The sequence below is a fragment of the Planomonospora sp. ID82291 genome (genome assembly GCF_015711645.1).
Classification (GTDB): Bacteria; Actinomycetota; Actinomycetes; order Streptosporangiales; family Streptosporangiaceae; genus Planomonospora.
The window spans coordinates 674445-699642 of the sequence record NZ_JABTEX010000001.1 but is presented as its reverse complement, the minus strand read 5'-3'; the positions used below and the strand labels follow the sequence as shown (position 1 = coordinate 699642).

Annotated in this window: 20 protein-coding genes and 1 tRNA gene; 12 read left to right on the top strand and 9 right to left on the bottom strand. The window is 73.7% G+C overall.

The window, feature by feature from the left end:
• Positions 1-40: 40 nt before the first annotated feature.
• On the bottom strand, positions 41-415 hold the full coding sequence (locus HS045_RS03000) for a GntR family transcriptional regulator (protein ID WP_196449632.1): 375 nt from the start codon (positions 413-415) through the stop codon (positions 41-43).
• Entirely contained in the window at positions 412-1215 is an 804-nt protein-coding gene (locus HS045_RS02995; RefSeq protein ID WP_196449631.1) for a hypothetical protein, read from the bottom strand. The genes HS045_RS03000 and HS045_RS02995 overlap by 4 nt, the downstream gene beginning before the upstream one ends.
• 321 nt (positions 1216-1536) lie before the next feature.
• On the opposite strand from HS045_RS02995, the gene HS045_RS02990 reads away from it, so the two are divergent.
• Positions 1537-2622: an IS630 family transposase gene (locus HS045_RS02990; RefSeq protein ID WP_196449630.1), complete on the top strand. Its 1086-nt coding sequence runs from the start codon at positions 1537-1539 to the stop codon at positions 2620-2622.
• 69 nt (positions 2623-2691) lie between these two features.
• On the opposite strand, the gene HS045_RS02985 is transcribed toward HS045_RS02990, so the two are convergent.
• Positions 2692-3075, bottom strand: a complete 384-nt coding sequence (locus HS045_RS02985) for a response regulator transcription factor (protein ID WP_196449629.1) — start codon at positions 3073-3075, stop codon at positions 2692-2694.
• A gap of 755 nt (positions 3076-3830) precedes the next feature.
• On the opposite strand from HS045_RS02985, the gene HS045_RS02980 reads away from it, so the two are divergent.
• Both HS045_RS02980 and HS045_RS02975 read left to right on the top strand, forming a co-directional pair.
• Positions 3831-4358, top strand: coding sequence for a C40 family peptidase (locus HS045_RS02980; RefSeq protein WP_307827361.1), 528 nt, complete (start codon positions 3831-3833; stop codon positions 4356-4358).
• A gap of 81 nt (positions 4359-4439) precedes the next feature.
• Positions 4440-4511 (top strand) — tRNA-Arg (locus HS045_RS02975).
• Positions 4512-4647: 136 nt separating this feature from the next.
• Here the strand turns inward: HS045_RS02975 and HS045_RS02970 are convergent.
• On the bottom strand, positions 4648-7851 hold the full coding sequence (locus HS045_RS02970) for a GH92 family glycosyl hydrolase (RefSeq protein WP_307827360.1): 3204 nt from the start codon (positions 7849-7851) through the stop codon (positions 4648-4650).
• Positions 7852-8023: 172 nt separating this feature from the next.
• Between HS045_RS02970 and HS045_RS02965 the strand changes: the two genes are divergently transcribed.
• On the top strand, positions 8024-9508 hold the full coding sequence (locus HS045_RS02965) for an acyl-CoA carboxylase subunit beta (protein WP_230883403.1): 1485 nt from the start codon (positions 8024-8026) through the stop codon (positions 9506-9508).
• Positions 9509-9636: 128 nt separating this feature from the next.
• Here the strand turns inward: HS045_RS02965 and HS045_RS02960 are convergent, their stop codons facing one another.
• Positions 9637-12348, bottom strand: coding sequence for an AAA family ATPase (locus tag HS045_RS02960; RefSeq protein WP_196449628.1), 2712 nt, complete (start codon positions 12346-12348; stop codon positions 9637-9639).
• Positions 12349-12392: 44 nt separating this feature from the next.
• Positions 12393-14129, bottom strand: coding sequence for a 2-isopropylmalate synthase (locus HS045_RS02955; protein WP_196449627.1), 1737 nt, complete (start codon positions 14127-14129; stop codon positions 12393-12395).
• A gap of 325 nt (positions 14130-14454) precedes the next feature.
• Here HS045_RS02955 and HS045_RS02950 point away from each other — a divergent pair, with 325 nt between their 5' ends.
• The 3 genes from HS045_RS02950 to HS045_RS02940 all read left to right on the top strand — a co-directional run bounded on the left by HS045_RS02950 (position 14455) and on the right by HS045_RS02940 (position 17208).
• Positions 14455-15378: a UbiA family prenyltransferase gene (locus HS045_RS02950; protein WP_196449626.1), complete on the top strand. Its 924-nt coding sequence runs from the start codon at positions 14455-14457 to the stop codon at positions 15376-15378.
• Between the two features lie 392 nt (positions 15379-15770).
• Positions 15771-16559: a sensor histidine kinase gene (locus tag HS045_RS02945; RefSeq protein WP_196449625.1), complete on the top strand. Its 789-nt coding sequence runs from the start codon at positions 15771-15773 to the stop codon at positions 16557-16559.
• The gene (locus HS045_RS02940) at positions 16540-17208 is read left to right on the top strand and encodes a response regulator transcription factor (protein WP_196449624.1); all 669 of its coding nucleotides are present in this window, start codon (positions 16540-16542) and stop codon (positions 17206-17208) included. Before HS045_RS02945 ends, HS045_RS02940 begins: the two co-directional genes overlap by 20 nt.
• A 17-nt stretch (positions 17209-17225) precedes the next feature.
• On the opposite strand, the gene HS045_RS02935 is transcribed toward HS045_RS02940, so the two are convergent.
• Positions 17226-18191 carry an aldo/keto reductase gene (locus HS045_RS02935; protein WP_196449623.1) on the bottom strand — a complete coding sequence of 322 codons (966 nt, stop codon included), beginning with the start codon at positions 18189-18191 and terminating at the stop codon, positions 17226-17228.
• 282 nt (positions 18192-18473) lie between these two features.
• Here HS045_RS02935 and HS045_RS02930 point away from each other — a divergent pair, with 282 nt between their 5' ends.
• Positions 18474-19160, top strand: coding sequence for a 4'-phosphopantetheinyl transferase superfamily protein (locus HS045_RS02930; protein ID WP_196449622.1), 687 nt, complete (start codon positions 18474-18476; stop codon positions 19158-19160).
• Positions 19157-19990: a TIGR03621 family F420-dependent LLM class oxidoreductase gene (locus HS045_RS02925; RefSeq protein ID WP_196449621.1), complete on the top strand. Its 834-nt coding sequence runs from the start codon at positions 19157-19159 to the stop codon at positions 19988-19990. Before HS045_RS02930 ends, HS045_RS02925 begins: the two co-directional genes overlap by 4 nt.
• Before the next feature lie 70 nt (positions 19991-20060).
• Here HS045_RS02925 and HS045_RS02920 read toward each other — a convergent pair whose 3' ends face one another.
• The gene (locus HS045_RS02920; protein ID WP_196449620.1) at positions 20061-21407 is read right to left on the bottom strand and encodes an NDP-hexose 2,3-dehydratase family protein; all 1347 of its coding nucleotides are present in this window, start codon (positions 21405-21407) and stop codon (positions 20061-20063) included.
• 159 nt (positions 21408-21566) lie between these two features.
• On the opposite strand from HS045_RS02920, the gene HS045_RS02915 reads away from it, so the two are divergent.
• The 3 genes from HS045_RS02915 to HS045_RS02905 are packed head-to-tail and all read left to right on the top strand — an operon-like array spanning position 21567 to position 23969.
• Positions 21567-22145, top strand: a complete 579-nt coding sequence (locus HS045_RS02915) for a DUF1707 domain-containing protein (RefSeq protein ID WP_196449619.1) — start codon at positions 21567-21569, stop codon at positions 22143-22145.
• An 11-nt stretch (positions 22146-22156) separates the two neighbouring features.
• The gene (locus HS045_RS02910; RefSeq protein WP_196449618.1) at positions 22157-23377 is read left to right on the top strand and encodes a class I SAM-dependent methyltransferase; all 1221 of its coding nucleotides are present in this window, start codon (positions 22157-22159) and stop codon (positions 23375-23377) included.
• Between the two features lies 1 nt (position 23378).
• Positions 23379-23969: a dTDP-4-dehydrorhamnose 3,5-epimerase family protein gene (locus HS045_RS02905; RefSeq protein WP_307827359.1), complete on the top strand. Its 591-nt coding sequence runs from the start codon at positions 23379-23381 to the stop codon at positions 23967-23969.
• A gap of 1 nt (position 23970) precedes the next feature.
• Here HS045_RS02905 and HS045_RS02900 read toward each other — a convergent pair whose 3' ends face one another.
• Positions 23971-25071, bottom strand: a complete 1101-nt coding sequence (locus HS045_RS02900) for a DegT/DnrJ/EryC1/StrS aminotransferase family protein (protein WP_196449617.1) — start codon at positions 25069-25071, stop codon at positions 23971-23973.
• Positions 25072-25198 lie beyond the last annotated feature (127 nt).

Genomic DNA, 25198 nt, shown 5'->3' with positions numbered 1-25198 from the left:
GCCGGTGAGGAGGCCGGCCCAGGGGCGGACCGGCCTGCCCCTACGCCGGTGCCGCCGTGCCAGGGGCCTGCAGAGCCGCCTGGACGATGCGGACCGCCTCGCCCGCGTCGAGGCCGATGCTGGCGATCACGGCCGCGTACTCGGCGGCGGCCCGGCGGGCCCGCTCCCGGCCCTCCTCGCCGGCGGCCGACACGAACGAGCCCGCCCGCCCGCGCGTCTCGATCAGTCCCGCCTCCTCCAGCTCGCGGTAGGCCCGGCCGACCGTGTTGACGGCCAGGCCGAGGTCGGCCGCGAGGTGGCGGATGGTCGGCAGCCGGGCGCCCACGGCCAGCGTGCGGTCCTGGATCTGCCGGGCGAGCTGGGCCCGCAGCTGCTCGAACGGCGGTACCGGTGAGGCCGCATCGATGACGATCATCGGACGCTCACGACCCGCCGGGCCACCGTCGCGCTCGACGGCGTCCTCATGCGGAGCACGATGAGCGCGGCCATGCCCAGGAACAGGTAGGCGATCGCGGCGACGCCCCACCAGCCGGGCGCGGTGCCGAACAGCAGCACCATGGGCAGCGACCACTGCACGTTCGGCGTGACGAGCTCGCGGGCGTCCTCGACGCGCATGATGACGTCGGCGGTCAGCGACTCCTCGTCCTCCGCCACGACCGGGCACCTGATCAGGTGGCGCAGCTGCATGGCGGTGATGGCCGTCGCGCCGAGCAGACCGATCAGCACGATGACGGCCAGCTGCCGCACGGTGGGGTCGGCGACGGCCAGGGCGCCCGCGGTCAGCGCCATCGCGCCGCCGAACGTGGCGAGTGCGAAGACGGCGTACGGTCGGCCGAGCACGGCTCGCCAGCCGGGTTGGACCAGATGGGCGGCCCTGCGCGACAGCGTCGCACCCGCCCGCTGGTCGACGCGCCGCACCCACCGGTCGAGCAGCGACTGCGCCAGCAGCAGCCCGGCCAGCAGCGCGGTCAGGGGCAGCAGCGGCAGCGGGCGACCGCTGAAGGCGGAGATCGCGGTGAGTGCGCTCGCGATGATCAGCACGGCCAGGATGAGGTAAGAGGCGACGCGGGCGCGTCTGCGGACCGTCAGCCGGCTGGCCAGCAGCGGGGTCGGGCGGGCGTCGGCCAGGCCGTGCACGGCCAGCCACGCGCCCGCCATCCGCAGCTCGGTCGTGCGCGGCGGCGGGCCGGGGTCCGGTAGGGGTCGGCTGGTCATGACGCCTCCTTTTGTCGCAAACTTTGTATCAATATGATGAGTCAAACATTGCGACAAAGTTAACGCCCCCGGGACCCGAACCGGAATGCCGGAACGCGCCGCACGGGTCCGGCTCCGCCCGGGACGGCTCCGCGGGCACGACCGTGCTCGCCCCGGCTCGCAGGAGCGGAGTGAGGTCGGGCGGGTGGCGGGAAGAACACGTCGAAGGCGTATCCGAGCTAGTGAGCTGGTCCTGAGTTCCGAGGTCGCCACATGAGTCGCATCCCGCCTCAAACCGAGGACGGGATGCGACGGCATCAGGCCATGCGATGTGCTGGAGGAATGGGAGACACCAGACTCCAGCCGCTGGTTCTGTCCCCGGCCGAGCGGCTGACACTGCAGGGATGGGCCCAACGCCGCACCACCGCGCAAGGACTGGCCCTGCGCGCCCGGATTGTGCTGGCCTGCGCCGATGGAGGCAGCAACATGGCGGTGGCCGGACGGCTACGGGTCGACCGCAAGACCGTGGCCCGCTGGCGCAGCCGGTTCCTGGCCCGCCGCCTGAACGGCCTGAGCGACGAGCCTCGCCCCGGGGTCCCACGGACCATTACCGACGCCCAGGTGGAGGAGGTGGTGGTTCGCACTCTGGAGGAGGTGCCCCAGGGCACGACACACTGGTCGAAACGGGAACTGGCCCAACAGGTGGGCATCTCGCCCACCAGCGTGCTGCGGATCTGGCGAGCCTTCGGCCTGCAGCCCTGGCGGACCCAGGATTTCGTGATCTCTCCGGACCCGCTGCTGATCGACAAGATCCGTGACGTGGTCGGGCTGTATCTGGCCCCGCCGACGGACGCGGTCGTGTTCGCGGTGGACGAGAAACCCCACATCCAGGCGGTGGGGCGTACCGCACCGGTGCTGCCGATGCTGCCGGGAGTCCCCGAGCGGCGCAGTTTCGACTACGTCCGGCACGGCACCGTGGACCTGTTCGCGGCGCTGAACACCGCGACCGGCACAGTGATCGGCCGGCTGTCGGCCCGGCACCGGGCCGTCGATTTCCGGGACTTCCTGGACCAGATCGACCGCCAGACCGAGACCGGCCTGGCGGTTCATGTGATCTGTGACAACCTTTCGGCGCATAAGGCTCCGGCGGTGCATCACTGGCTGCTGGCGCACCCGCGTTTCGCCTTGCACTTCACCCCGACCTACGCCTCCTGGATCAACCAGGTCGAGCGCTGGTTCGCCGAGTTGGAGCGGTGCTGTCTGCACCGCGGGGTGTTCTGTTCACTGGACGCACTCACCACCGCTCTGGAGCACTGGATCAAGGTCTGGAACGACAAGGCCCGGCCCTTCCGATGGACCAAGAGCGCCGACCAGATCCTCAACAGGATCTGCCGCTACTGCGACAGGATCTCCGGACCAGCTCACTAGCCCTCGGCGGTCGCCGACGGAATGGGGACCCCGCCCGGGAGGGACGCGGCGGGGACGACCGGCTTCGGCTCAGTCGTCGTGGAGAGCCAGGTCGCGGACGACCTGGATGAGCTCGGCCGGATCGAACGGCTTGGTGAGATAGGCGTCCGCCCCGACCTCCATGCCCCGCCGCTTGTCCTCCTCCTGAGCCCTCGCGGTGATCAGGACGATCTTGATGTGACCGGTGCCGTCGCCGCCGCGCAACCGGGCGGCGGTCGTCCAGCCGTCCAGCCTCGGCATCATGACGTCCAGCGTGATCACATCGGGTCGTGCGTCCCGCACCCGGTCCAGGCAGTCCTGTCCGTCGACGGCGGTCTCCACCTGGAAACCCTCCAACGTCAGGTTGACCGCGATGAGCTGCCGGATGACCTCGTCGTCGTCCACGACCAGTACCTTGCCCAGAACCTCGTCCACGGCCGCCAAGCTAACCCCTTGGGAACGATCATGCGCGGCTTTCCGGATAAGGAGTGCGCTTTCATCCGGGCGCCCGCCCGGTGGGCCGTCCGGTGGGTCGTCCGGGCGCCCGCCAGTGGGTCGTCCGGTGGATGGTCCGGTGGGTCGTCCGCCGGTGCGTCGAAGGAGCGTCCGGCAGGTCGTCCGGAGGTGTGCCGGGCAGGTCGTCGGGTGGGTCCTCCACAGGTGAAGGGCCGCCTGGCGGGTCGTCCACAGAACCTGGTTCGGCCCGTTGGCGATCAGCCCGTTCTGCGGATCCTGGGCTCGGTCGTCCAACGAGCCCAGGAGGTCCGCACATGATCGCCGCTCTCACCGTCGCCGCCGCCCTCACCGCAGCCCCCGCAGGCGGTCCCGTAGCCGTCCCGGCGCGGCCGTCGTGCCCGGCTCCGCTCCACGGGCTCGCGGACCACGTCCGGCACTGGATCCCCGATGAGGTGTGGGCCCTGATGGCCGCGGCCTGCGAGGACGGGCGGAGCGCCGGTCTTCCGGGGTGGCGGTACCCCTCGCCCGGACGGGAGCCCGCACCCGCCTGGAGGACCGGGCCGACCTGGAAGACCGGGCCGACCTGGGACTCCGGGCCTGCCTGGGACTCCGGGCCCGCCTGGGACTCCGGGCCCCGGCCCGTGCCTCGGCCGGGGTCTCTCCCCGTGCCGGAGCCGAGAGAGCCCGCGCCGGTGGAGAGGCCGCCCGCATCGGAGCCGCAGGAGCCCGCACTGGTGGAGAGGCCGCCCGTGCCGCAGGAGCCCGCGCCGGTCGAGCGGCCGTCCGCGCCCCGGCGGCGGGACCCCGGATCTCCGCAGAGCCGGAAGTCCGGATCCCCGGCGAGGCCGCTCGGGATCCAGCGCCGCCTCTCCCCGGGCCGGACGGCGGCGGCCGCCGCCCTGCGCCGGCTCGGCACGCCGTACGCATGGGGCGGCGGATCCGGCGGCGGCCCGACGCGCGGCGGCTTCGACTGCTCCGGGCTCGCCCTGCACGCCTGGTCCAAGGCCGGCGTCCGGCTCGCCCACTACACCGGCAGCCAGTTCCGCCAGGGCCGCCGCGTGCCGTTCTCCCGGCTCCGGGCGGGCGACCTGGTCTTCTTCGGAGGCGGCTCCGGCGACCCGACCCACGTCGGCGTCTACCTGAAGGACGGCACCATGGTCCACGCGCCCAAGACCGGTGACGTCGTCAGAACCGTGGACTTCGCCGACTCCCCCTACTACCGCGCCCGCTATCGCGGAGCCGTCCGGCCCTCCGTCCGCTGACCTTTCCGCCCCCTGAGATCATCCGCTTCGCCTAACGAGTGTCGAGCAGCCTCCGGATGCTGGTAACCTAATGACTCGTTGGCCCCCTTAGCTCAGGGGATAGAGCACCGGCCTCCGGAGCCGGGAGCGCAAGTTCGAATCTTGCAGGGGGCACCGACGCGGACCAGCTCACACATCGTGTGAGCTGGTCTTTGTTTTTCCGGCACCGGCCTGGCCCCGCCGTCCTGCGACGCGGTTCGACGCCCGGCGGCGGGCTCTGCGGGCAGGACGCGGGCCGGACGGCGGGCGGTCAGGCGAAGGACCAGGTGAAGATGTGCATCCGGCCCTCGTCCACCGGCGAGAAACTCAGGGACGTGAGCGTCTTCCCCGGATCCAGGGAGATGGGCTGGGAGGCGTACACGTGGGTGCTGATGGGCTGGAGCAGCCAGGAGCCCCAGAACTGCCGGTAGGGGGCGGTGGCCACGATCGCGTTGCCGTACCGGGGGGTGTCGTTGCCGAAGTCCAGGATCCAGTCGCTGAAGCCCAGCCGGGCCGTGCTCGTGGTCCCGTCGGCGTAGGTGAGCGTCACGGTGCTCTGGGGGTGGCCGTGGGTGCCGGCGCCGAGGAAGGAGAGCCTGCTCGCGCCGGCCGGGGCCGCCACGTCGACGGGGGCGGCGCCGACGCGGAGGTTGTCCCACTCGCCCTTCTTCGTGTCGGGCCAGGTGAAGCGGAACCCCTCCCAGGTCACCGGCTCGCCGGGGCGCAGGCCCGCCTCGGCCAGAGCCTGGGCGGAGTAGCTGAAGCCGGGGCCGTCGAGGTTGGACTCGCCGGGCGCGGTGATGTCGCCGATACCGGCGTTGTCGCGGTGCCATGCGGGGGTGCCGCGCCCGGCGACGTTGAGCCGGACGCCGACGGTCGCGCCGCCCACCGCGATCGGCACGGTGCGGAAGCCGTGCGCCGTGTCCGCCGACACCGAGATCTTGAGACTGACCTGCGCCTTCCCCGACGCCGGTACGGACAGCGTGCCGCTGGACGGCGTCACCGTGACGCCCGCGGGCGGCTGCGCCCGCCAGGCGAGGGCCGCCGGCCGGCCCAGGGAGCGGACGACCAGGTCCGTCTCGAAGACGCCGCCCGGCTCCACCGGGCCGCTGCCGCGGGTCGGGCCCGCCAGGTAGGGCTTCGAGCCCTGGCCGAAGGAGGGCGGGACGTCGCGCGGGTCGCCGCCGAACCCCGGGTTCGGGGTGGAGCCGAGGGTGAAGTCCAGCCGCCCGCCGCCCGTGGCGAACGACTCCGGCAGCCACGCCCGGCTCGTCGCCGTGCCGTCGACCTTCAGTCCCCGGATGTACGGCGCGGCGGCGCCGGGTGCGTTGATCACGATGTCGCCCGCGGGCCGGTCGACCACCACGCGGTCGAACAGCGGCGTGTTGACCAGCAGTTCGGCGCGGCCGGGGATGGCGGGGTACAGGCCGAGCGCCGACCAGACGTACCAGGCCCCCATGGTGCCCAGGTCGTCGTTGCCGACCAGTCCGTCGGGCCCGGGGCCGAACAGCTCCTTCTGCACCCGGCGCACCAGCGCCTGCGTCTTGTACGCCTGCCCGGCCCACGCGTACAGCCACGGCGCGGGCAGCGCGGGCTCGTTCCCGAGGTAGGCGTAGGGCCGTGCCGGGCCGGCGTTGAGCTCGGTGAAGTACTCGTCCAGGCGGGCCACGGCCTTCTCGCGCCCGCCCATCGCGGTGAACAGCCCCTGCACGTTGTGCGGCACGAGCCAGTGGTACTGGGCGCCGTTGCCCTCCATGTAGACGTCGGGGGCGCCGGGGTCGAACGGCGACGTGAACGAGCCCTCGCCCATGCGGGGCTGGATCCAGCCGTTGCCGGCATTGAAGAGGTTCTGCCACGCCTGCGCCCGCCCCATGAACTCGGCGGACGTGGCCCGGTCGCCGAGGCGGGCGGCGAGCTGGGCGATCCCGAAGTCGGCCAGGCCGTACTCGAGGGTGGAGGAGGGGTCGTTCGGGACGTAGCCCTGCGTCATGAAGGCGGCGTTGCCGGGGCGCTCGTCGTAGCCGAGCTGCGGGTGGCCGACGTCCATGGGGCCGGTGCGGCGGGCCGCCTCCGCCATGGCCCGCAGCGCGGCGGCGTACTCGAAGTCGCGGGCGCCGAAGGCGTACACGGTGGACAAGATCACGTGGAACGGGTCGCCGACCATGACGCCGGTGACCGCGTTCTGGTGGGACCAGCGGTCCCAGACGTTGCCGAGGGACCGGGCGTTGGCGTACATGGACTGGGCGATGTCGGCGGCCACGTCGGGCGCGAGGAGGGCCAGGAGCTGCACCTCGCTGCGGTAGATGTCCCAGCCGGAGAAGGTCGCGTAGTGGTGGTGGCCGGGGCGGACCGTGCGGACCTCGCCGTCCATGCCGGTGTAGGAGCCGTCCACGTCGTCGAAGACGTACGGCTGGAGGAGGGCGTGGTAGAGGTTGCTGTAGAACGTCCGGCGCCGCTCCGGGGTGCCGCCGCCGACGGCGACCGTGCGCAGGCGGTCGTTCCACACGGCGCCGGCCTCCCGCTTCACCTGGTCGAGGCCCTTGCCGCCGATCTCCGCCGCCAGGTTCCGCTTGGCGCCCTCGATGCCGACGTACGACAGGCCGACCCGCATCTGGACCGGCTGGGACGGGTCGAACTGCAGGTAGGCCCCCGATCCGGGACCGTTCACCGTGACGTCGCCCGGCACCACCAGGTCGCCCCTGGCCTTGGCCGCGCCGGCGTTGTCCACCGTGGTCGCGCCGGGGCGCACCTCGTCGTCCTTCCAGGTGCCGTGGCCGATGACCGGACGGTCGAACTCGGCGTGGAAGTACACCTTGTAGCGCATCGGCGGGCCGCAGAAGCCGCCGGTCTGGACCCACCCCTGGACCGTGGTGCCGCTGATCCGGGTCTCGCCGTCGTCCACGCCGTTGACCGAGCCGCTGGTGTTCAGCAGGATCGTCCCGGGCCTGCCCTGCGGGAACGTGAAGCGGGCCGCGCCGGCCCGCGTGGTCACCGAGAGCTCCGTCTTGATCCCGGTGTCCAGGACGTTGCTGTAGAAGCCGGGGGAGGCCGTCTCGTTCTCGTGCTTGAAGGTCTGCACGTAGTCCTCGCCGTGGGTGGCGGGCGAGCGGCCGACCGGTCCGGAGAAGGGCAGCACCGGGAAGTCCTGCGCGCCCGTGCAGCCCGGTCCCGAGATGTGCGTCATCGAGAACCCGCGCAGCCGGTCGTCCTCCCACCGGTAGCCGCCGCCCGCGTTGGCCACCGTGTCGGGGCTCCACTGCATCATGCCGAACGGCAGCACGGCGCCGGGGAACGTCATGCCCCCGCCTCCGCCGTGGCCGAAGTCGGACGCCGCCTCCTTGGTCCCGTGGAAGACGTTGACCAGGGAGGCGGGATCGCGTTCGAGCGCCGCGTCGGAGGCGGGCGCGGCCGAGCCGGGCGGTATCAGGACGGCCGCGACGAGGACGGCGACCATCGGCAGGGACCATTGAGACACGGCAGTCCTCCAAGGATGAGATCTTCATCACCGCACCTCGTGCCGCCGGTGGGGGTCAACGGACAGAAGGGGCGGTCACAACCTGCCGCCGGGGGTAGGGGTCGACGGACGCGGGAGCCGGTCGCCACATTCGCAGGTACCTGTGTGTCGAGCCGGCGTGAGGAAAGCAGCGATGACGGTCGTGTCCACGGTTTCCGCCGCAAGCCCAGCAGAGCCCGCCGCCGATCCCCGTGATCCCCGTGATCCCGCGGTCCGGCTCGCCCTGCTCCTCGACCCGGACTCGGCCGTACCGCTCGGCGGCGCGGGCGAGCAGGGAACGGGCGAGCGGGGAACGTGCGGGAGCGGCGCGGACGAGAGCGGCGTGACGGCCGTCCACGGGCTGGTCGGCGGCGCCCCCGTCGTCGCCTACTGCACCGACGCCCGCACGATGGGCGGCGCGCTGGGCGCGGCCGGGGCCGCGCGCGTCGTGGAGGCCGTCGAGGCCGCCGTCCGCCGGGGCTGCCCGGTGATCGGCCTGTGGCACTCCGGCGGCGCCCGGCTGGCCGACGGCGTGGAGTCCATGGACGGTGTGGGCCGCATGTTCGCCGCCATGACCCGGGCCTCGGGCGCGGTGCCGCAGATCTCGGTCATCCTCGGGCCCGCGGCGGGCGCGGCGGCGTACGGGCCCGCGCTCACCGACCTGGTCGTCATGGCGCCCGCCGCGCGGGTCTTCGTGACCGGCCCCGACATCGTCCGCAGCGTGACCGGCGAGGTCATCGACATGGACGGGCTCGGCGGCCCCGACGCGCACGCCCGCAGGTCCGGCGTGACCCACGTGGTGGCCGCCGACGAGCAGGACGCGGTCCGCCGCGCCCGCCTGCTGACCGGCTTCTTCGCCCGCCGGGGCGCGTTCGACCCGGTGGCGCTGCGCGAGCCCCGCGACCTGCGCGCGCTGCTGCCCGAGTCGCCGCGCCGCGCCTACGACGTGCGCCCGCTGGTGCGCGGGCTGCTGGACGCCGACGGCGGCTTCGAGGAGCTGCAGCCCCGGTGGGCGGCCAACATCCTGGTCGGCCTCGGCCGGCTCGGCGGCCGGTCGGTCGGCGTGCTGGCCAACAACCCCCGGCACAAGGGCGGCTGCCTCGACGCGCTGTCGGCGGAGAAGGCCGCTCGGTTCGTCCGGATGTGCGACGCCCACGGGGTGCCGCTCGTCGTGCTGGTGGACGTGCCCGGCTACCTGCCGGGCGTCGGCCAGGAATGGGACGGCGTGGTGCGCCGGGGCGCCAAGCTGCTGCACGCCTTCGCCGAGTGCGTCGTCCCGCGGGTCACGCTGATCACCCGCAAGGCGTACGGCGGGGCGTACATCGCGATGAACTCCCGTTCGCTCGGCGCGAGCACCACGTTCGCCTGGCCCGGCGCCGAGGTCGCGGTCATGGGCGCGGAGTCGGCCGTCGGCGTGCTGCACCGCAAGGCCCTCGCGGCGGCCCCCGCGGAGGAGCGCGAGGGGCTGCGCGCCCGGCTGGCCGAGGAGCACCGCCGGATCTCGGGCGGCGTGGAGCGGGCCGTGGCCCTCGGCGTCGTGGACGAGGTGATCGCGCCCGAGACCACCCGCCTGCGGATCGCCGAGGCCCTCGCCCGCGCCCCGCGCGCCCGTGGCCGTCACTCCAACATCCCCTTGTGAACATCCCCGTGAGGAGCGGTGAAGGCGCGCCGTCCCGCCGTGGCGGAGCGCCTCACCGGTGCTCAGCGAGCCTCACCGGGGCTGACCGTGACCGGGGCTGACCGGGGCTGACCGGGCCTCACCGGGGCTCACCGGTGCTCACCGACCAGCCGGGACGGCAGGTCGGCGCGGCGGGACACGTTGAGCTTGCGGTAGACCCGGGTCAGGTGCTGCTCCACGGTGCTGATCGTGATGTGCAGCTTGGCGGAGATGTCCCGGTTGGAGTAACCGTCGGCGGCCAGCGCGGCCACCCGCCGCTCGGCGTCGCTGAGGATCGGCTGCACGCCCGGCGCCCCGCCGTCGTGGCCTCCCGGGGACAGCGCCCGGCTCAGCCCGTCGGCGTGGCACTCCTGCGCCAGCGCCCTCGCCCGCTGCACCAGCATCCCGCCGCGCCGGTACTCGCCGATGGCGTGGTACGCCTCCACGAGGTCGAACAGCGCCCTGGCCAGCTCGTACCTGTCGCCGCCCGCCTGGAGCAGGTCGGCCGCGCGGCGCAGCAGGTTCACCCGGTGCCGGGCCTCCCCGGCGGCGGCCAGCACCCGCATCGCCATCCCGTGCACCCGCGTGGAGCGCCCCCGGCCGCGGTGCAGTTCCTCCTCGACCAGGCGCCGCCCCTCGTCGGGGTCCCCGAGGCGGACCAGGCACTCGGCGGCGTCCACCCGCCAGGGGAGGAACCCCGGGCCGTCCAGCCCCCACCGGCCCGTCAGCTCGCCGCACAGCCGCAGGTCCCGCAGCGCCTGCCCGGGCTGCCCCGCCATGAGCGTGAAGCGGGCCTTGCCGTACAGGTAGAGGAGGCCGAAGCGGGTGTCCAGCATGGCCTCCGGCACGGGCTGGGCGGCGTACGGCAGGCACGCCTCGTGGCGGGACATGGCCGCGCCGGCCCACAGCAGCGCGCCCAGCGGGGCGCCGACGGCCACGCCCCAGCTGCCCGGAGGGATGATCTCCAGGGCGCGGCGGGCGTCGCGGGAGGCCGCGGCGAGGTCGCCGCGGCGCAGCCCGATCTCGGCGCGGATGGCCGACAGCCGGGCCTGCCTGCTGGGGGCCCGGCGGCGTACGGCCTCCTCGATGAAGGCGTCGCACCACGGCGCGGCCCGGTCGGCGCGGCCCACGTACGTGAGGGTCAGCAGTGCGCTCTCGACCGTGTCCATGGACATCTCGTCCAGGTGCGAGCCGCGCAGGACGTGCTCGGCGGTCACCGCGGTCTCCGCGCTCGGGCCCTCCGACAGGGCCTTGACCAGCATGTTCGCCGACTCGATGCGGCGGGCCGCGGTGAGCGAGTGCGCGGCGCAGGCGGCCTCGCGGGCGTCCGGCTCGGGCAGGTGGGACAGGAACGGCGGGCAGGCGCCGCGGAACCAGGCGCGGGCCACGGCCAGCTCCGTCATGCCCTCCCGGTCGAGCTCGTCCAGGTTGCCGAGGTGGCTCAGGACGTCCTTGGTGTCGGCCGCGTGGCCGTGCCACAGCAGCGCCTTGGCGAGCACCACGGCGTCGCCGCCGCCCAGATGGCCCTGGTGCAGGGCGTCGGTCAGCTCGGCCAGCTGCCCGGCCGGGGTGCTGGGATTGATGCGCCACTTGGCCCGGACGAGCTTGGTGGCGATCCTGGCCCGCCACCGCTGGTCGGTGCAGCCCCGCCAGGCCAGCTTCAGGTACTCGATGGCCGGTTCCACGCGGCCGTCGCGCAGCGCGTGGCCCGCGGCCTCCTCCAGCACCGACACGTTCCACGGCTCGTCGGCGCGGCCGGCCAGCAGCAGGTGGTCGGCCACCACCGTGGCCGCCGCGCCGTCCTGGTAGGTCAGCGCGGCGGCGCGGTGGTGCAGGCCGGTGCGGTCGGCGGCGCCGATCGCGGCCAGCACCGCCGACCGGGCGGCGTCGTGCCGGAAGCGGCCCCCGGCCAGCAGCCCGGCGCGGGTCAGCGTTCGGACCGCCTGGGCGGTGCCGGTCCCGCTCTCGCCCAGCAGGCGGTCGGCGGGCCCCGGCTCGCCCAGGACGGCCAGCGCGCGGGCCACCCGCAGCAGCTCGGGGTCGGCGCCGTGCAGGCAGGCCAGCACGGCCTCGCCGTACCGGTCGCCGGGGGCGCCCGTCTCCTGGAAGTCCTCGGCGAGCGCGTCCACCAGGAGGCGGTTGCCGCCGCTCAGCTCGTGGCAGCGCGCCGCGTAGCGCTCGGCCGTCTCCCGGTCCGCCCGCTCGGCCATCCGCGCGGCCACCTGCTCCGGCGACAGGTGGGCGAGTCCGACCCGGCGGCAGTGGGGCAGGCGCAGCAGTCCGGCGTGGAGCAGGAACGGCTGGCGCACGTGCTGGTCGGTGCCGCCGACGACCAGCATGATCTTGGCGTACCTGACCCGGTGGGCCAGGTAGGACAGGCAGAGCTGGGAGCCGTGGTCGGCGTGGTGGGCGTCGTCCACCACGATCAGCAGCGGGCAGCGCTCCGACAGCTCCAGCAGGACCGTGCAGAGCGCGTCCACGATCTGCACGTCCACGTGGTCGGGGGTCTCGCCCGCGAGCCGGGCGCGGGCGCCCTCCCGCAGGAGGCTCAGCGTCGTCGCGCGGTGCTCCTCCGGCATCGGCGTGTTGCGCACGAGCTGCGACAGCACGCCGAGCGGCAGGTCCCGTTCGGCCCGCGAGCCGGTCGCGGTGAGCGGCAGGGCGCCGTGGTCGAACGCGTGCTCGGTGAGGCCGTCCAGCAACCGGCTCTTGCCGGCGGCGATGGGGCCCGTCACCACCGCGATGCGGCCCCGTCCGGCCACCGCCTCGTCCAGCAGGCCCCGCAGGAGGGCCATCCCCTGTACCTGGTCGTGCTCGGCCATGACGGCCCTCCTCGATCGTGCTGGTACGGCGGGCGGCGCGCCCGTCAGCCCGCGGTGGCGAGGGGCCGGGGCCGGGGCAGGGGGCGGTGGGACGGCTCGGGACGCGCCGCCGGGCGGGCCCGCAGCGCCGCGCGGACGGCCGAGAAGACGGAGACGGCCACGTCGGCGTGCATGCCCGCGCCCCAGGACGTGCCCCCGTCCACCGCGCACTCCGCGTAGATCACGACCTGTCCGGGGGCGCGCCCGCCGGGCGGCCTGCGCTCCAGGTGCGTGTCGTGCAGCGGCGGCTCGGTGGCGTGGACCGCGAGGACCCGGATCCCCCAGGGACCGAGCACCGCGGCCAGCTCCCCGGCCTCCGGCCCGGCGGCGTCCGTGCCCGCGTCGACGTGGAGCACGACCTCGACCGGCTCCCGGCCCAGCGGCAGCGGGCGGGAGGGGTCGCCGTGGTAGAGGTACTCCTCGCGGAACAGCGCGCCGATGCGCTCGGGGGAGAGCTCGCCGCCGGTGGCGTCGGCCTGCGCCTGCACCCGGGCGGCCAGGTCCGCCTGGAGGCCGCGCGGCAGGTCGAGCCCGTGCCAGGCGCTCATCACGTACGCCGCGCCGCCCTTGCCGGACTGGCTGTTGACCCGGACCACCGCCTCGTAGGTGCGGCCCACGTCCCTGGGATCGACCGGCAGGTACGGCATCTCCCACGGCAGCTCGTCCACCGGCGTCCCGGTCGCGGCCGAGCGCCGTTCGCGCTCGTCGAAGCCCTTCTTGATGGCGTCCTGGTGGGAACCGGAGAAGGCGGTGTAGACCAGGTCGCCGCCGTAGGGGTGGCGCGGGTGGACCGGGAGCTGGTTGCACAGCTCGACGGTGCGGCGCACGGCGGTGAGGTCGGAGAAGTCGATGCCCGGGTCGACGCCCTGGACGTAGAGGTTCATGCCCAGGGTCACCAGGCAGACGTTGCCCGCGCGCTCGCCGTTGCCGAACAGGCAGCCCTCGATCCGCTCGGCCCCCGCCAGCAGCGCCAGCTCGGCGGAGGCCACGCCGGTGCCGCGGTCGTTGTGCGGGTGGACCGACAGGCAGACGTGCTCGCGGCGGGACAGGTTGCGGTCGAGCCACTCGATCTGGTCGGCGAAGACGTTCGGCAGCGAGCGCTCGACGGTCGTGGGGAAGTTCAGGATGATGCCGCGGCCCGCCTCCGGCTGCCAGACGTCCATGACGGCCTCGCAGACCTCCAGTGAGAAGTCGAGCTCGGTCTCGTTGAACAGCTCGGGGGAGTACTGGTAGGCGAGGTCGCAGTCGCCGAGCACGCGTTCGGCGTGGTCCGTCATGACCCGCGTGGCGCGCACGGCCAGGTCGCGGCAGCCGTCCCGGTCGATGCCGAAGACCAGCCGGCGGAAGAGCGGAGACGTGGCGTTGTAGATGTGGACGAGTGCGCGCGGGGCCCCCTTGAGCAGGTCGAGGGTCTCCCTGATCAGCTCGTCGCGGGCCTGGGTCAGCACGGTGATGCGGACGTCGTCGGGGATGCGGTCCTGCTCGATGAGCAGCCGCAGGAAGTCGCGGTCGTCCTGGCTGGCGACGGGGAATCCGACCTCGATCTCCCGGTATCCCATGCGCACGAGCAGTTCGAACATCATCAGCTTGCGCTCGGGGGACATCGGGCGGGCCAGCGACTGGTTGCCGTCGCGCAGGTCGGTGGAGAGCCAGCGGGGGGCCGTGCGGAGGCGCCTGCCGGGCCACGTGCGGTCCGTCAGGTCGATCGGCCGGAATTCTCGGTAGCGTTCGGCGCCCGGCATCCTCGGATTCCTTTCCCTGAATCGGATGGGTCGCGGCGGTACGCTGAATTCCCGTTGAAGCCGCGGTTTCAGCGAGCACGACGCGCGGCGTGCGGGAAACGGAATTCCTCGCTTTTCCTCCGCGAATCCGCTCCGGCCATGTGAAGATCTTGACTGGGTGTGCTCGAAGCTATAGGGGGTGCGGGCCGCCTACAAGACAGGGGGGCCAGGAGTTCGCCCCCGGTATCCGGCGGGAGCATTCCAGGGGTATCGAAAGGTGTACACCCCCTGCCGCTTTCGGATCACGCCGCTTACCGGCGCCGGGACGGCGGTGAACACTCCAGCCATGGCGGCTATCGCTCTCGGACTCCGGGCCGTGCCGGCCCTTCCCCGCACCCTCGCCCTGTGCCTCGCCGAGGCCCGCCCGCTCGTCCTGGGGGTCTCGCTCCTGCGCTTCCTGTCCGGCGTCGCCCTGGCCCTGCCGGTGGCGGCGTCGCCCGACCCGCCGACGGTCCTGCGGGGGGCGGCCGCCTGGGTCGCGTCCGTCTTCGCGGTCTACCTGTTCAACGGCGTCACCGACGTCACCGAGGACCGGATCAACGGTTCCGGCCGGCCGATCGCCCGCGGCGACCTGGACCCGCGCACCGCCGCCGCGGTCGCCGCCGCGGGCGCCGGTCTGGCGGTGCTGGCCGCGGTGGGGCTTCCGGGGCCGATGACCTGGATCGTCATGGGCAACCTGGTGCTGGGCCACCTGTACTCGGGGCCGCCGCTGCGGCTCAAGGGCAGCGCGGGCGGCACGGTGGCCGTGCTGTGCCTGTCGGGGCTGCTGTCGTACCTGGGCGGGTTCGTCGTGGCGACGGCCGGCGGCGCGGACGTCCCGGTGCCGCCGGGCCTGGCGGTCTTCGCCGCGGCGGCGATCGGGTGGATGGTGCTGGTCGGCGTGCCCGCGAAAGACCTGTCGGACATCGAGGGCGACGCCGCCGCCGGGCGGCGCACGTTCGGCGTGCTCGTCGGGGAGCGCGGGGCGCGGCTGGCGATGACGGCGGCCTCCCCGGCCCTGTGCGCCGCGCTCGGCGCGGCCGTCTGGTGGTTCGGGGTGCCCTTGCTGGGCGTCTTCGTGGCCATGGCCGCGGGGAGCGCCGGCGTCGTCGCCACGGCCCGCCGGCGGACGGAGAAGGGCCGCAGATCGCTGCGCCGTCCGTACGGGGTGTTTATGGGAACGCAGCATGTCGTTCACCTGACCGCTGTTGTCTGCGCTATATGGATATGACCGGAAATGTTGCATTGTTGTCTGCGGCAAGGGATAGTTAGGGAGCGCTCGAACACTGGTCCCGCGGCGGAGGAGGGACATTGGAGGTGCACGGGCTGTCGGGGGATCCGGCGAGATTAGTCGAAACGTGTCGCAATGAAATACTCGCCGAGTTCGAGGCGGCCTTGCGGACCGCCGGGAGCATGGTCTTCGCGGACGCGCGCGCCCGTGACCAGGCTCTCTCGACCGCCCGCCACGTCCTGGACGACGTGGCGGCTACGCTACGCGCTGGAAAGATACAGATAAGTGAACTGTACAAATTCCACGCCTGGGAAGTCGGAAGCGCGCGGGCGGCCGCGGGCGTCCACCCGAAGACCTCACTTGAGGCGAGCTCGCTTTTTTTCCGCGCGGCGTTGCATCACCTGGTCAGGGGAATCGTCGCGGAGGAGGACCGCGGCGCGGCCGCGGAGCTGATCACGCTGGCGGTCGCCGGTCTGGAGGAGAGCCTGTCCCGGCGGGTGCGCGAGTCCGCCGACGGCTACCACGGCTTCCTGCTCAACCTGGTGCACGAGGCGCAGGAGGAGGAACGCCGCCGCGTCGCCCGCGAGCTGCACGACCGCATCGGCCACGGCCTCAGCGTGGCCCACCAGCAGCTGGCGCTGTCGGAGGCCTACCGCGCGTCCGACGCGGCCCGCGCCTCCGCCAAGATCGGCGTGGTGCAGCAGGCCATCCAGGAGACCATGGAGAACCTGCGGCAGCTCACCTCCGAGCTGCACCCGCGGACGCCGGTCAGGAGCCTGGAGAAGTCGCTGCTCGGCTTCCTGGAGGAGGTGGAGCGCGACGACGTCTCCGTCGTGCTCGACGTCAGCGGCGACGAGTCGTGGGCCGAGCCGCGGGTGCGCGGCGAGGCGTTCCTCATCGTGCGCGAGGCCGTGCGCAACGCGCTCGCGCACGGGGACCCGCCCAGGGTCCTGGTGCGGGTGAACATCGCCCCCCACGAGCTGTCGGCGTCGGTGCTGGACAACGGGCGCGGTTTCGACCCGGGGGCCGTGCGCGGCCACGGGGTCGGCATGACGTCGATGCGCGAGCGCGCCGAACTGCTCGACGGCCGGGTCGTCATCGCCGGCGCGGTGGGGCAGGGCTGCCTCGTCGAGCTGTTCATCCCGCTGAAGAGGAAGTCCCGTGGTCGCGCAGACGCCTAGCGACGCCATCTCGGTGGTGCTGGTCGACGACCACGCGCTGTTCCGCGAGGGACTGCGCGAGATCCTCGAATGCGACGGCGGAATCCGTATCGTCGGCGAGGCCGGCGACTCCGGGACGGCCGTGGCCGTGGTCACGAGGGCCCGCCCCGACGTGGTGCTGCTCGACGTCGAGATCCCCGGCGGCGAGGTCATCGAGACCGTCGCCACCATCAGGAGGCTGTCGCCCGACACCCGGATCATCATCCTCAGCATGTACGACGGCCCGCAGCTCCTCACCCGGCTGCTGTCCGCCGGCATCCGCGGCTACCTGCTCAAGAGCGTGCACCGGCACGAGCTGATCGCGGCGGTGCACAGCGTGCACGAGGACGCCTCCCGGGTCGTGCTGGCCGTCTCGCGCCACAGCCTGGCCCGGGTGGAGTCGCCGGGCGCCGGGACGCTGTCGGAGAAGGAGCTGGAGGTGCTGCAACTGGCCGCGCAGGCGCTGAGCAACGTGCAGATCGCGCGGCGGCTGGGGCTGGCCGAGGCCACCGTGAAGCGGCACATGCGCAACATCTTCGTCAAGCTCAACGCCGTCTCGCGGATCGACGCGGTGAACAAGGCGCTGGCCACGTCCCTGATCTCGCCCCCGGCCAGGGGCGAGGCCGACTGACCCCGGGCGGCGGCCGCTCACAGCAGCGGTGACGACGGCCGGGCGCAGCGGGCGGCGGGGAACAGGCCGTCCAGCCTGTCGAGGGTCTCGGCGGGCAGCTCGACCGAGGAGGCGGCCAGGTTCATCTCCAGGTGCACCGGGTCACGGGTGCTCGGCACCGGGATGACGTGCTCGCCCTGCGCGGACAGCCAGCTCAGCGCGACCCGCCCGGCCCCCAGGTCGAGCCGGGCCGCCGCCGACTCGAGCTCCCGGAGCCGGGAGCATCCGCCGCGCCGGTGGCCGGGCCGGAAGCGGGGGTCGGCGCGCCGCCAGTCGCCCGGCTCGAACCAGGACTGCGGCCGGACCCGGCCGGTGAGGAAGCCGCGGCCGAGCGGGCGGGCGGCGATCACGGCGATGCCCAGCTCGCGGACGGCGGCCAGCAGCTCGGGGGAGGGGGGCGGCCCCCACAGGGAGTACTCGACGCCGACCGCGCTGACCGCGTGGACGGCGTGCGCGCGGCGCACCTGCTCGGCGGTGCCGCCGGACAGCCCCAGGCGGCGGATCTTGCCCGCGCGCACCAGCTCGGCCAGCCCCGCCACGCTCTTCTCCACGGGCACCCGGGTGTCCTGGCAGTGGAGGGAGAACAGGTCGACGCAGTCGGCGCGCAGACGCTTGAGCGAGGCGTGCAGGGAACGCTCCAGCTCGTGCGGGCGGCCGTCGAACACGACCGGGTCGCCGGGCCCGCCCACGCGCACCCCGCCGCGGGTGCACACCACCACCTCCTCGGCCCGCCCGGCGAGCACCCGCCCGATCAGGCTCTCCACCCGCCCGCCCGCGTAGAAGCCCGCCGTATCGAGCAGCGTCACCCCGGCGTCGAGCGCCCTGTGCACCAGGCGGCCGGCCTCGCGGGGCTCGACCGGCCCGTACGCGCCGCTCAGGGCGAGCGTGCCGAGCCCGACGGCGGAGACGACCGGACCCGCCGGACCCAACGTGGTGTAACGCACGAAATCCCCTTCGCATAACGACCGCCGTTCTCGACAAGGCAAGTCAAGAGATGGATTTTTTCATTGTCAACCCGTATGTCCTGTACGGCGCGCGGATATCACTTCTCCCCTGGGGCGATGGTAGGCGTGCGAACGGCCGCTCAAGGGGACGGGCGGACGCATTGGCCCCCTAACCGCACCCCTATTCTCCGTGCCGCCGCCACTGATACCCCGCGCGGCCCTTCTCGGGAAATGCCGCGCCTGGCTACTGTGCGACGGAGGGCGGAGGCGAGGAGGCGCGAGGTGATCGAGGAGATCCTGCCCGGCGCCGTCGTGTCCTGCCACGCCTTCACCGACCCGCCCGGTGTCGTGATCTTCCCCGAGGAGGCCGACCTGGTCCGGAACGCGGTGGAGAAACGGCGCAGGGAGTTCGCCACCGCCCGTCACTGCGTGCACCGCGCCCTGGAACTGCTGGGCGTGCCCCCCGCCCCCGTGCTGGCCGACGCCCGCGGTGAGCCGGTCTGGCCCCCCGGCGTGGCCGGCAGCATCACCCACTGCGCCGGCTACCGCGCCGCCGCGGTCGGCGCGGCGCCCGCCGCCATCGGCATCGACGCCGAGCCCGACGGGCCGCTGCCGCCCGGGGTGCTGGAGGCCGTCTCGCTCCCCCGGGAGCGCCAGATGCTGCGCCGGCTGGCCGCCGACCATCCGGGCACGAGCTGGGACCGCCTCCTGTTCAGCGCCAAGGAGTCGGTCTACAAGGCGTGGTACCCGCTGGCCCGGCGCTGGCTGGACTTCCAGGACGCGGTGATCGTCCTGGACCCGCTGCGGGGCACGTTCGAGGCCCGGCTGCTGGTCGCCGGGCTGCGCTGGCAGGGCAGGCCGCTGAGCGGGTTCGCGGGGCGCTGGACGTCCGGCGACGGGCTGGTGCTCACCGCGATCGCCGTGACCGCCGGCCGAGCCGGGGGACCGGCGGAGGGGACGGAGCCATGACCAGGTTCGGGGTGGTCCTCATCGCCGAGGAGGCCTCCGGGGAGGCGTGGGCGGCCCGTTGCCGCCGTGCCGAGGCGCTCGGCTACGACGTCATCGCGGTGCCCGACCACCTCAACCTGCTCGCGCCCTTCCCCGCGGCGCTGCTGGCGGCCGAGGCCACCGAGCGCGTCACGATCGGCACGTACGTGCTGAACGCCAGCTTCCACCGCCACGCCCTGCTGGCCAGGGAGGTCAGGACCACCGTCGCGCTCATCGGCGACCGCCTGGAGCTGGGGCTCGGCGCCGGCTACGTGGCGGCCGAGTTCGCCGCGGCCGGGCTGCCCTTCGATCCGGCCGTCCGCGCCGCGCGGCTGGAGGAGCTGGTCGACGGGCTGAAGGCGCGCCTGGGCGACGGGGGCCCGCCCCTCATGGTCGGCGGCCACGGGGACCGGGTGCTGCGGCTGGCCGCCCGCCGCGCCGACGTCGTCAGCTTCACCGGTGCTCCGTTCCGGCCCGAGTACGGCAGGACCGCGCTCGTCACCGCGGACGAGCTGCTGCGCCGCGTGGAGTACGTGAGGAGCGCGGCGGGAGAGCGGAGGCCGGAGCTGAACGTGCTCTCCAAGGCCACGGTGCTGACCCGGGACCGGCGCGCCGGAGTGGAGGGCCTGCGGCGTTACGCCCCCGATCTGACCACCGAGGAGCTGCTGGAGGCGCCGGCCCTCTTCGTCGGCACGCCCGCGCAGATCGCCGAGCAGGTCCGCCGGAACGAGGAGCGCTTCGGGTTCTCGTACGTCACGGTGCCGGACTCGGCGATGGAGGACTTCGGGAAGGTCATCGAGCGCCTCCGGTGACCGGCCGCGGCGGTGCGGCGCGGGCCCGTGCGGGCAGGCGGTCAGCGGGTGAGCCCGTGCAGGCAGGCGGTCAGCGGGTGAGCCCGTGCAGGCAGGCGGTCAGCGTGCGGGCCTGCACGTTCAGGTAGTAGCTGTGCCGCAGCAGCTCGTCGAGCTGGTGCAGGGCGAGCCAGCGGAAGGCCGGGTGGCCGGGCAGCGGGTCCTCGTCCACCTCGGCCAGCAGGTAGCGGGTGCGGGCGTGGTGGAAACGGCCGCCCTCCTCCGACAGCACGGTGTCGAACAGCACCCGCTCCGGCGGGACGCCCAGCACCTCGGCCAGCAGCGGCGGCCGGGCCCCCGGCGGCAGGTGGTCGTAGTTGCCCGGCGTGCACTGCACCGTCGGGGCCAGCTCGACCACGTCGGTGCAGCCGGGCTCGACGCGGGCGTGCGCCAGCACGTGCACCACGCCCCCGGCGCGGCGCACCAGGAACGCCGCCACCCCCGTCCCGACGGGCGCGATCATCGGCTGGCTCCAGGCGTCCACCTCGCGACCGCCGGCCTCCACACCCACGCCGATCACGTCGAAGAAGCGGCCCGTCTCGTGCGAGATGCGGCCTCCGGCCCGCAGCCACCGGCTCACCCGGTTCAACGGCACCGGCCGGGCGTGCACGTCGGTCGTGGACCGGACGCCGCTGAGCCAGCTCAGGATCTCCGGCGTGCCGTGCAGCGACCCGCGGCGGCGGTCGCGCGAGCGCGCCACCGCCGCCCCGAACGCGCCCTCGCCCTCGTCGGAGCCCTCGTCGGCGCCCTCCTGGACGGGCAGGCAGGCCAGCACCGTACGGGCGTCCATGTTGACCGCGTCCGGCACGGCCAGCAGCTCGCGCACGCGGCGCAGCGGCAGCCATTGGAACCCCGCGACCGCCTCGACCTCCCCGTCCACCTCAACGATCATGTTCCTGTTGCGCTTGCGGTAGAACCACGCGCCCTGCTCCGACTGCCGCGCGTCGGCCAGCACCCGCCCCCGCGGCGCGCGGAAGTGCTCCAGGTACGGCACCGCCCGCCCGCGGTGCACCCGCGTGTAGTTGCTCCTGGTGGCCTGCACGGTCGGGGAGAGCTGCGGCCCCCCGGGGTTGCCCGGCTCGTTCTTGGCCTGCATGAGCAGGTACGGGACGCCGCCCACACGGCGCAGCAGGATGCCGAGGACGCCCGTCTCCGGCTGGTTGATGATCGGCTGGCTCCAGGCCGGCACCGCCCAGCCCGGCCGGCTCACCTCCAGCCCCTCGACCGTGAAGAACCCGCCGCGGGCGTGGTGCAGGTTGCCCGTGGCCGGATCCTCACGCCAGCCGGACAACTCCTCCAGCGGCAGCCGGGTCGTCCGCATGAACGCGCGCCCGGCGAGTTCGTCCAGCCAGTCGTGGACGTCGGCGGCGGAATCCATGCGGCGCTCCGATCCGTCGGTCACGGGCGGTCCGACGCCGCCGAACCTGCCACGGGCCGGGCGCGCGCTCAACCCCTAGCCGGAACGGCTCCGTCCCCTGTCACCTGCTTAGGGGTTCTGCGCTTGGGCGGCCGTTCATAGCCTTCTACTGTGGACGCCATGACCGATCATCGGCACGTGCGGGCGAGTGACCACGACCGGGAGCGGGTGGCCGAGGTGCTCCGCATCGCGGTCGCCGAGGGCCGCATCACCCTGGAGGAGCTGGAGGAGCGGGTCGACCGCGCCTACACGGCCCGGACGCTGGGCGAGCTGGACGACGTGGTCGTCGACCTGCCGGGCTTCGACGAGCCCATCCCGTCCATCCCGTCGTCCGGCGCGGCCGGGCTCGAACTGCACACCGGCAGCGGGCGCGTCGAGCAGGTGGGGCGGTGGCGCGTGCCGCAGGTCATGAGCGCCAGGGCGGGCCGGTGGGGCAAGGTGCGGATCGACTTCACCCGCGCGGACTGCCCGCACCGCGAGGTCGTGCTCGACGTCGAGGTCACCTCGTGGTTCGGCGACATCACCGTGCTGGTCCCCCGGGGGTGGCGGGTCCGCGACGACGAGGTCGTACGCCACCGGCTGGGCGCCGTCCACAACCGCCCGCCCGAGCCGCCCGCGCCCGACGGCGTCACCGTGCGCCTGACCGGCCGCGTGCAGACGGGCGACGTGTGGGTGAGGTACCGCCGGGCCGCAACCTGAGGAGGATCGCAATGGCGTGCCGGATCTGTTCGGGTCGTCTCCATCCGTTCGCCGACTTCGGCAGGCAGCCGCTCTCCGACGCCTTCGTCGCGCCGGGTGATCCGGGCGAGGAGTTCTCCTTCCACCTGGCCGCCGGCGTCTGCGAGAACTGCTCGATGGCGCAGCTGCTGGAGGAGGTGCCGCGCGAGCGCATGTTCCACGCGGGCTACCCGTACCTGTCGTCCGGCTCGTCGGTGATGCGCGAGCACTTCGGGAACCTGGCCGAGCGGCTGCTGGCCACCGAGCTGGCCGGTCCCGACCCGTTCGTGGTGGAGCTGGGGTGCAACGACGGCGCCATGCTGTCGGTCGTCGCCGGCGCGGGCGTGCGGCACCTGGGCGTGGAGCCGTCCGGCGGGGTCGCCGATCTGGCCGCGGCCAGGGGCGTGCGCGTGCGCAAGGACTTCTTCGAGGCCGACACGGCCGCCGCCGTCCTGGCCGAGGACGGGCCCGCCGACGTGGTCTACGCGGCCAACACACTGTGCCACATCCCCTACCTGGACTCGATCATGGCGGGCGTGGACGCGCTGCTGCGGCCCGGCGGCGTGTTCGTCTTCGAGGACCCCTACCTCGGCGACATCGTCGAGCGCGCCTCCTTCGACCAGATCTACGACGAGCACTTCTACTTCTTCACCGCCACCTCCGTCCGCGCCATGGCGCGGCGGCACGGCTTCGAGCTGGTGGACGTGGAGCGGCTGCCCGTGCACGGCGGCGAGGTCCGCTACACGCTGGCGCGGCGCGGCGCCCGCACGCCGGCACCCGCCGTGGCCGGGCTGCTGGCCGCCGAGGAGGCCGCGGCGCTCTGCGATCCGGCGACGCTGCGCGGCTTCGCGGCCCGCGTGGCGCACAACCGCGACCGCCTGGTGACGCTCCTCGGCGCGCTGCGCGAGGAGGGCGCCCGCGTGTACGGCTACGGCGCCACCGCCAAGAGCGCCACCGTGCTCACCTACTGCGGCATCGGCCCCGAGCTGGTCTCCCTCGTCACCGACACCACCCCCGCCAAGCAGGGCAGGCTCACGCCCGGCTCGCACATCCCCGTACGCGGCCCCGAGGCGTTCGCCGATCCGTACCCCGACTACGCCCTGCTGCTCGCGTGGAACCACGCCGAGGAGATCATGGCCAAGGAGGCCGGCTTCGGCCGGGCGGGCGGCACGTGGATCCTGTACGTGCCCGAGGTGCACCTGGTGCGGGCCTGACATGCCCGACACGCCTGACGCGCCGGAGATGGAGTACCGCGAGCTGGCCGTGACGGGCGCGTACGCGTTCGTCCCCCAGGTCTTCCCCGACGCCCGCGGCGACTTCGCCTCCCCGTACCAGGAGGGCGTGTTCACCGCGGCGGTGGGACGGCCGCCGTTCCCCGTGTCGCAGGCCAGCAGGAGCGTGTCCCGGCGCGGCGTGGTGCGCGGCGTCCACTACACGCTGACACCGCCCGGCACCGCCAAGTACGTCTACTGCGCCGCGGGGCGGGCGGTGGACGTCGCCGTGGACCTGCGGGTGGGCTCGCCCACGTTCGGGCGGTGGGAGGCGGTGGAGCTGAGCGGCGACGGCGGGGAGGCGGTCTACCTGCCGCCCGGGGTCGGGCACGCGTTCGCCGCGCTGGAGGACGGCACGGTGATGTGCTACCTGCTGTCGCAGGAGTACCGCAGGGAGCACGAGCTCGCGCTGTCGTACTTCGACCGCGAGCTGGGGCTGCCCCTGCCGGTCGCGTCCCCGCTGCTGTCGGAGCGCGACCGGCGGGCGCCCACGCTGGCCGAGGCGGCGGCCCGCGACCTGCTGCCCCGCTACTGATTCACAGGGCGCCGCGCAGCGCGGTGATGATCTTCTCCTGGAGCTCGGCGGGGAGCGACGGGTACATCGGCAGCGAGAAGATCTCCCGGGCCAGGGCCTCGGTCACCGGCAGGCCGCCCGGGCCCGGGCCCAGGTGGGCGAAGCCGGACATGGTGTGCACCGGCCACGGATAGCTGACGGTGAGATGGATGTCGTGGGCGCGCAGCGCCTCGATGATCGCGTCCCGCCGGGGGTGGCGGACCACGTACAGGTAGTAGACGTGTTCGTTGCCGTCCGCGGTCGCGGGGAGCACGAGCCCGGTGCCGGCCAGGGCCTCGGTGTAGCGGGCGGCCACGGCGCGGCGGTCGGCGACGTACCGGTCGAGGCGGGTGAGCTTGCGGCGCAGGATCTCCGCCTGCACCTCGTCCAGACGCGCGTTGTGCCCCGGCGTCCGCACGACGTGGTACGCGTCCTCCATGCCGTAGTAGCGCAGCCGCCGCAGCGCCCGGTCCACCCCGTCGTCGGAGGTGAGCACCGCGCCGCCGTCGCCGTACGCGCCCAGCACCTTGGTCGGGTAGAACGAGAAGGCCGCCGCGTGGCCCGTCGATCCGGCGATCCGGCCGTGGCGGCGGGCGCCGTGGGCCTGTGCGCAGTCCTCCAGGATCACCAGATCGTGCGCGGCGGCCAGCCGCTCCAGGGGGGCCATGTCCACGCACTGGCCGTACAGGTGGACCGGGAGCAGGCAGCGGGTCCGGGGGGTGATCGCGGCCTCGACCTGCGAGACGTCCATCAGGTACGTGTCGGGGTGCACGTCGGTGAAGACCGCCGTGGCGCCCACGGCGTCGATGGCCACGACCGTCGGCGCGGCCGTGTTCGACACGGTGATCACCTCGTCGCCGGGCCCGACGCCCAGGGCCTGCAGGGCGAGCTTGACGGCGTTGGTGCCGTTGTCCACGCCCGTGCAGTGGCGCACGCCGTGGTAGGCGGCGAACTCCTCCTCGAAGGAGCGCACGCTCCGGCCGAGGATGAGCCGGCCGGAGCGGAACACGGTCTCCACGGCGTCCATGATGTCGGCGCGTTCGGCCGCGTACTCGGGAAGGTAGTCCCAGACGTGGGTGGGCATGGCCCCGAGTAAAACGCGGCCTCCCGCGGCGGTGGAACCCCTAGAAAAGGCGGCGCGGTTGAGGGGACGGGTAGGGGCTGACGGTCGATGCCCGGCCTCCCTACGGTGGGCGGTGAATGACAGCGCT

Coding starts and splice junctions, on each gene's coding strand:
- HS045_RS03000 (WP_196449632.1), bottom strand. CDS start 415: ATGATCGTCATCGATGCGGCCTCACCGGTACCGCCGTTCGAGCAGCTG.
- HS045_RS02995 (WP_196449631.1), bottom strand. CDS start 1,215: ATGACCAGCCGACCCCTACCGGACCCCGGCCCGCCGCCGCGCACGACC.
- HS045_RS02990 (WP_196449630.1), top strand. CDS start 1,537: ATGGGAGACACCAGACTCCAGCCGCTGGTTCTGTCCCCGGCCGAGCGG.
- HS045_RS02965 (WP_230883403.1), top strand. CDS start 8,024: ATGACGGTCGTGTCCACGGTTTCCGCCGCAAGCCCAGCAGAGCCCGCC.
- HS045_RS02960 (WP_196449628.1), bottom strand. CDS start 12,348: ATGGCCGAGCACGACCAGGTACAGGGGATGGCCCTCCTGCGGGGCCTG.
- HS045_RS02955 (WP_196449627.1), bottom strand. CDS start 14,129: ATGCCGGGCGCCGAACGCTACCGAGAATTCCGGCCGATCGACCTGACG.
- HS045_RS02950 (WP_196449626.1), top strand. CDS start 14,455: ATGGCGGCTATCGCTCTCGGACTCCGGGCCGTGCCGGCCCTTCCCCGC.
- HS045_RS02925 (WP_196449621.1), top strand. CDS start 19,157: ATGACCAGGTTCGGGGTGGTCCTCATCGCCGAGGAGGCCTCCGGGGAG.
- HS045_RS02920 (WP_196449620.1), bottom strand. CDS start 21,407: ATGGATTCCGCCGCCGACGTCCACGACTGGCTGGACGAACTCGCCGGG.
- HS045_RS02915 (WP_196449619.1), top strand. CDS start 21,567: ATGACCGATCATCGGCACGTGCGGGCGAGTGACCACGACCGGGAGCGG.
- HS045_RS02910 (WP_196449618.1), top strand. CDS start 22,157: ATGGCGTGCCGGATCTGTTCGGGTCGTCTCCATCCGTTCGCCGACTTC.
- HS045_RS02905 (WP_307827359.1), top strand. CDS start 23,379: ATGCCCGACACGCCTGACGCGCCGGAGATGGAGTACCGCGAGCTGGCC.
- HS045_RS02900 (WP_196449617.1), bottom strand. CDS start 25,071: ATGCCCACCCACGTCTGGGACTACCTTCCCGAGTACGCGGCCGAACGC.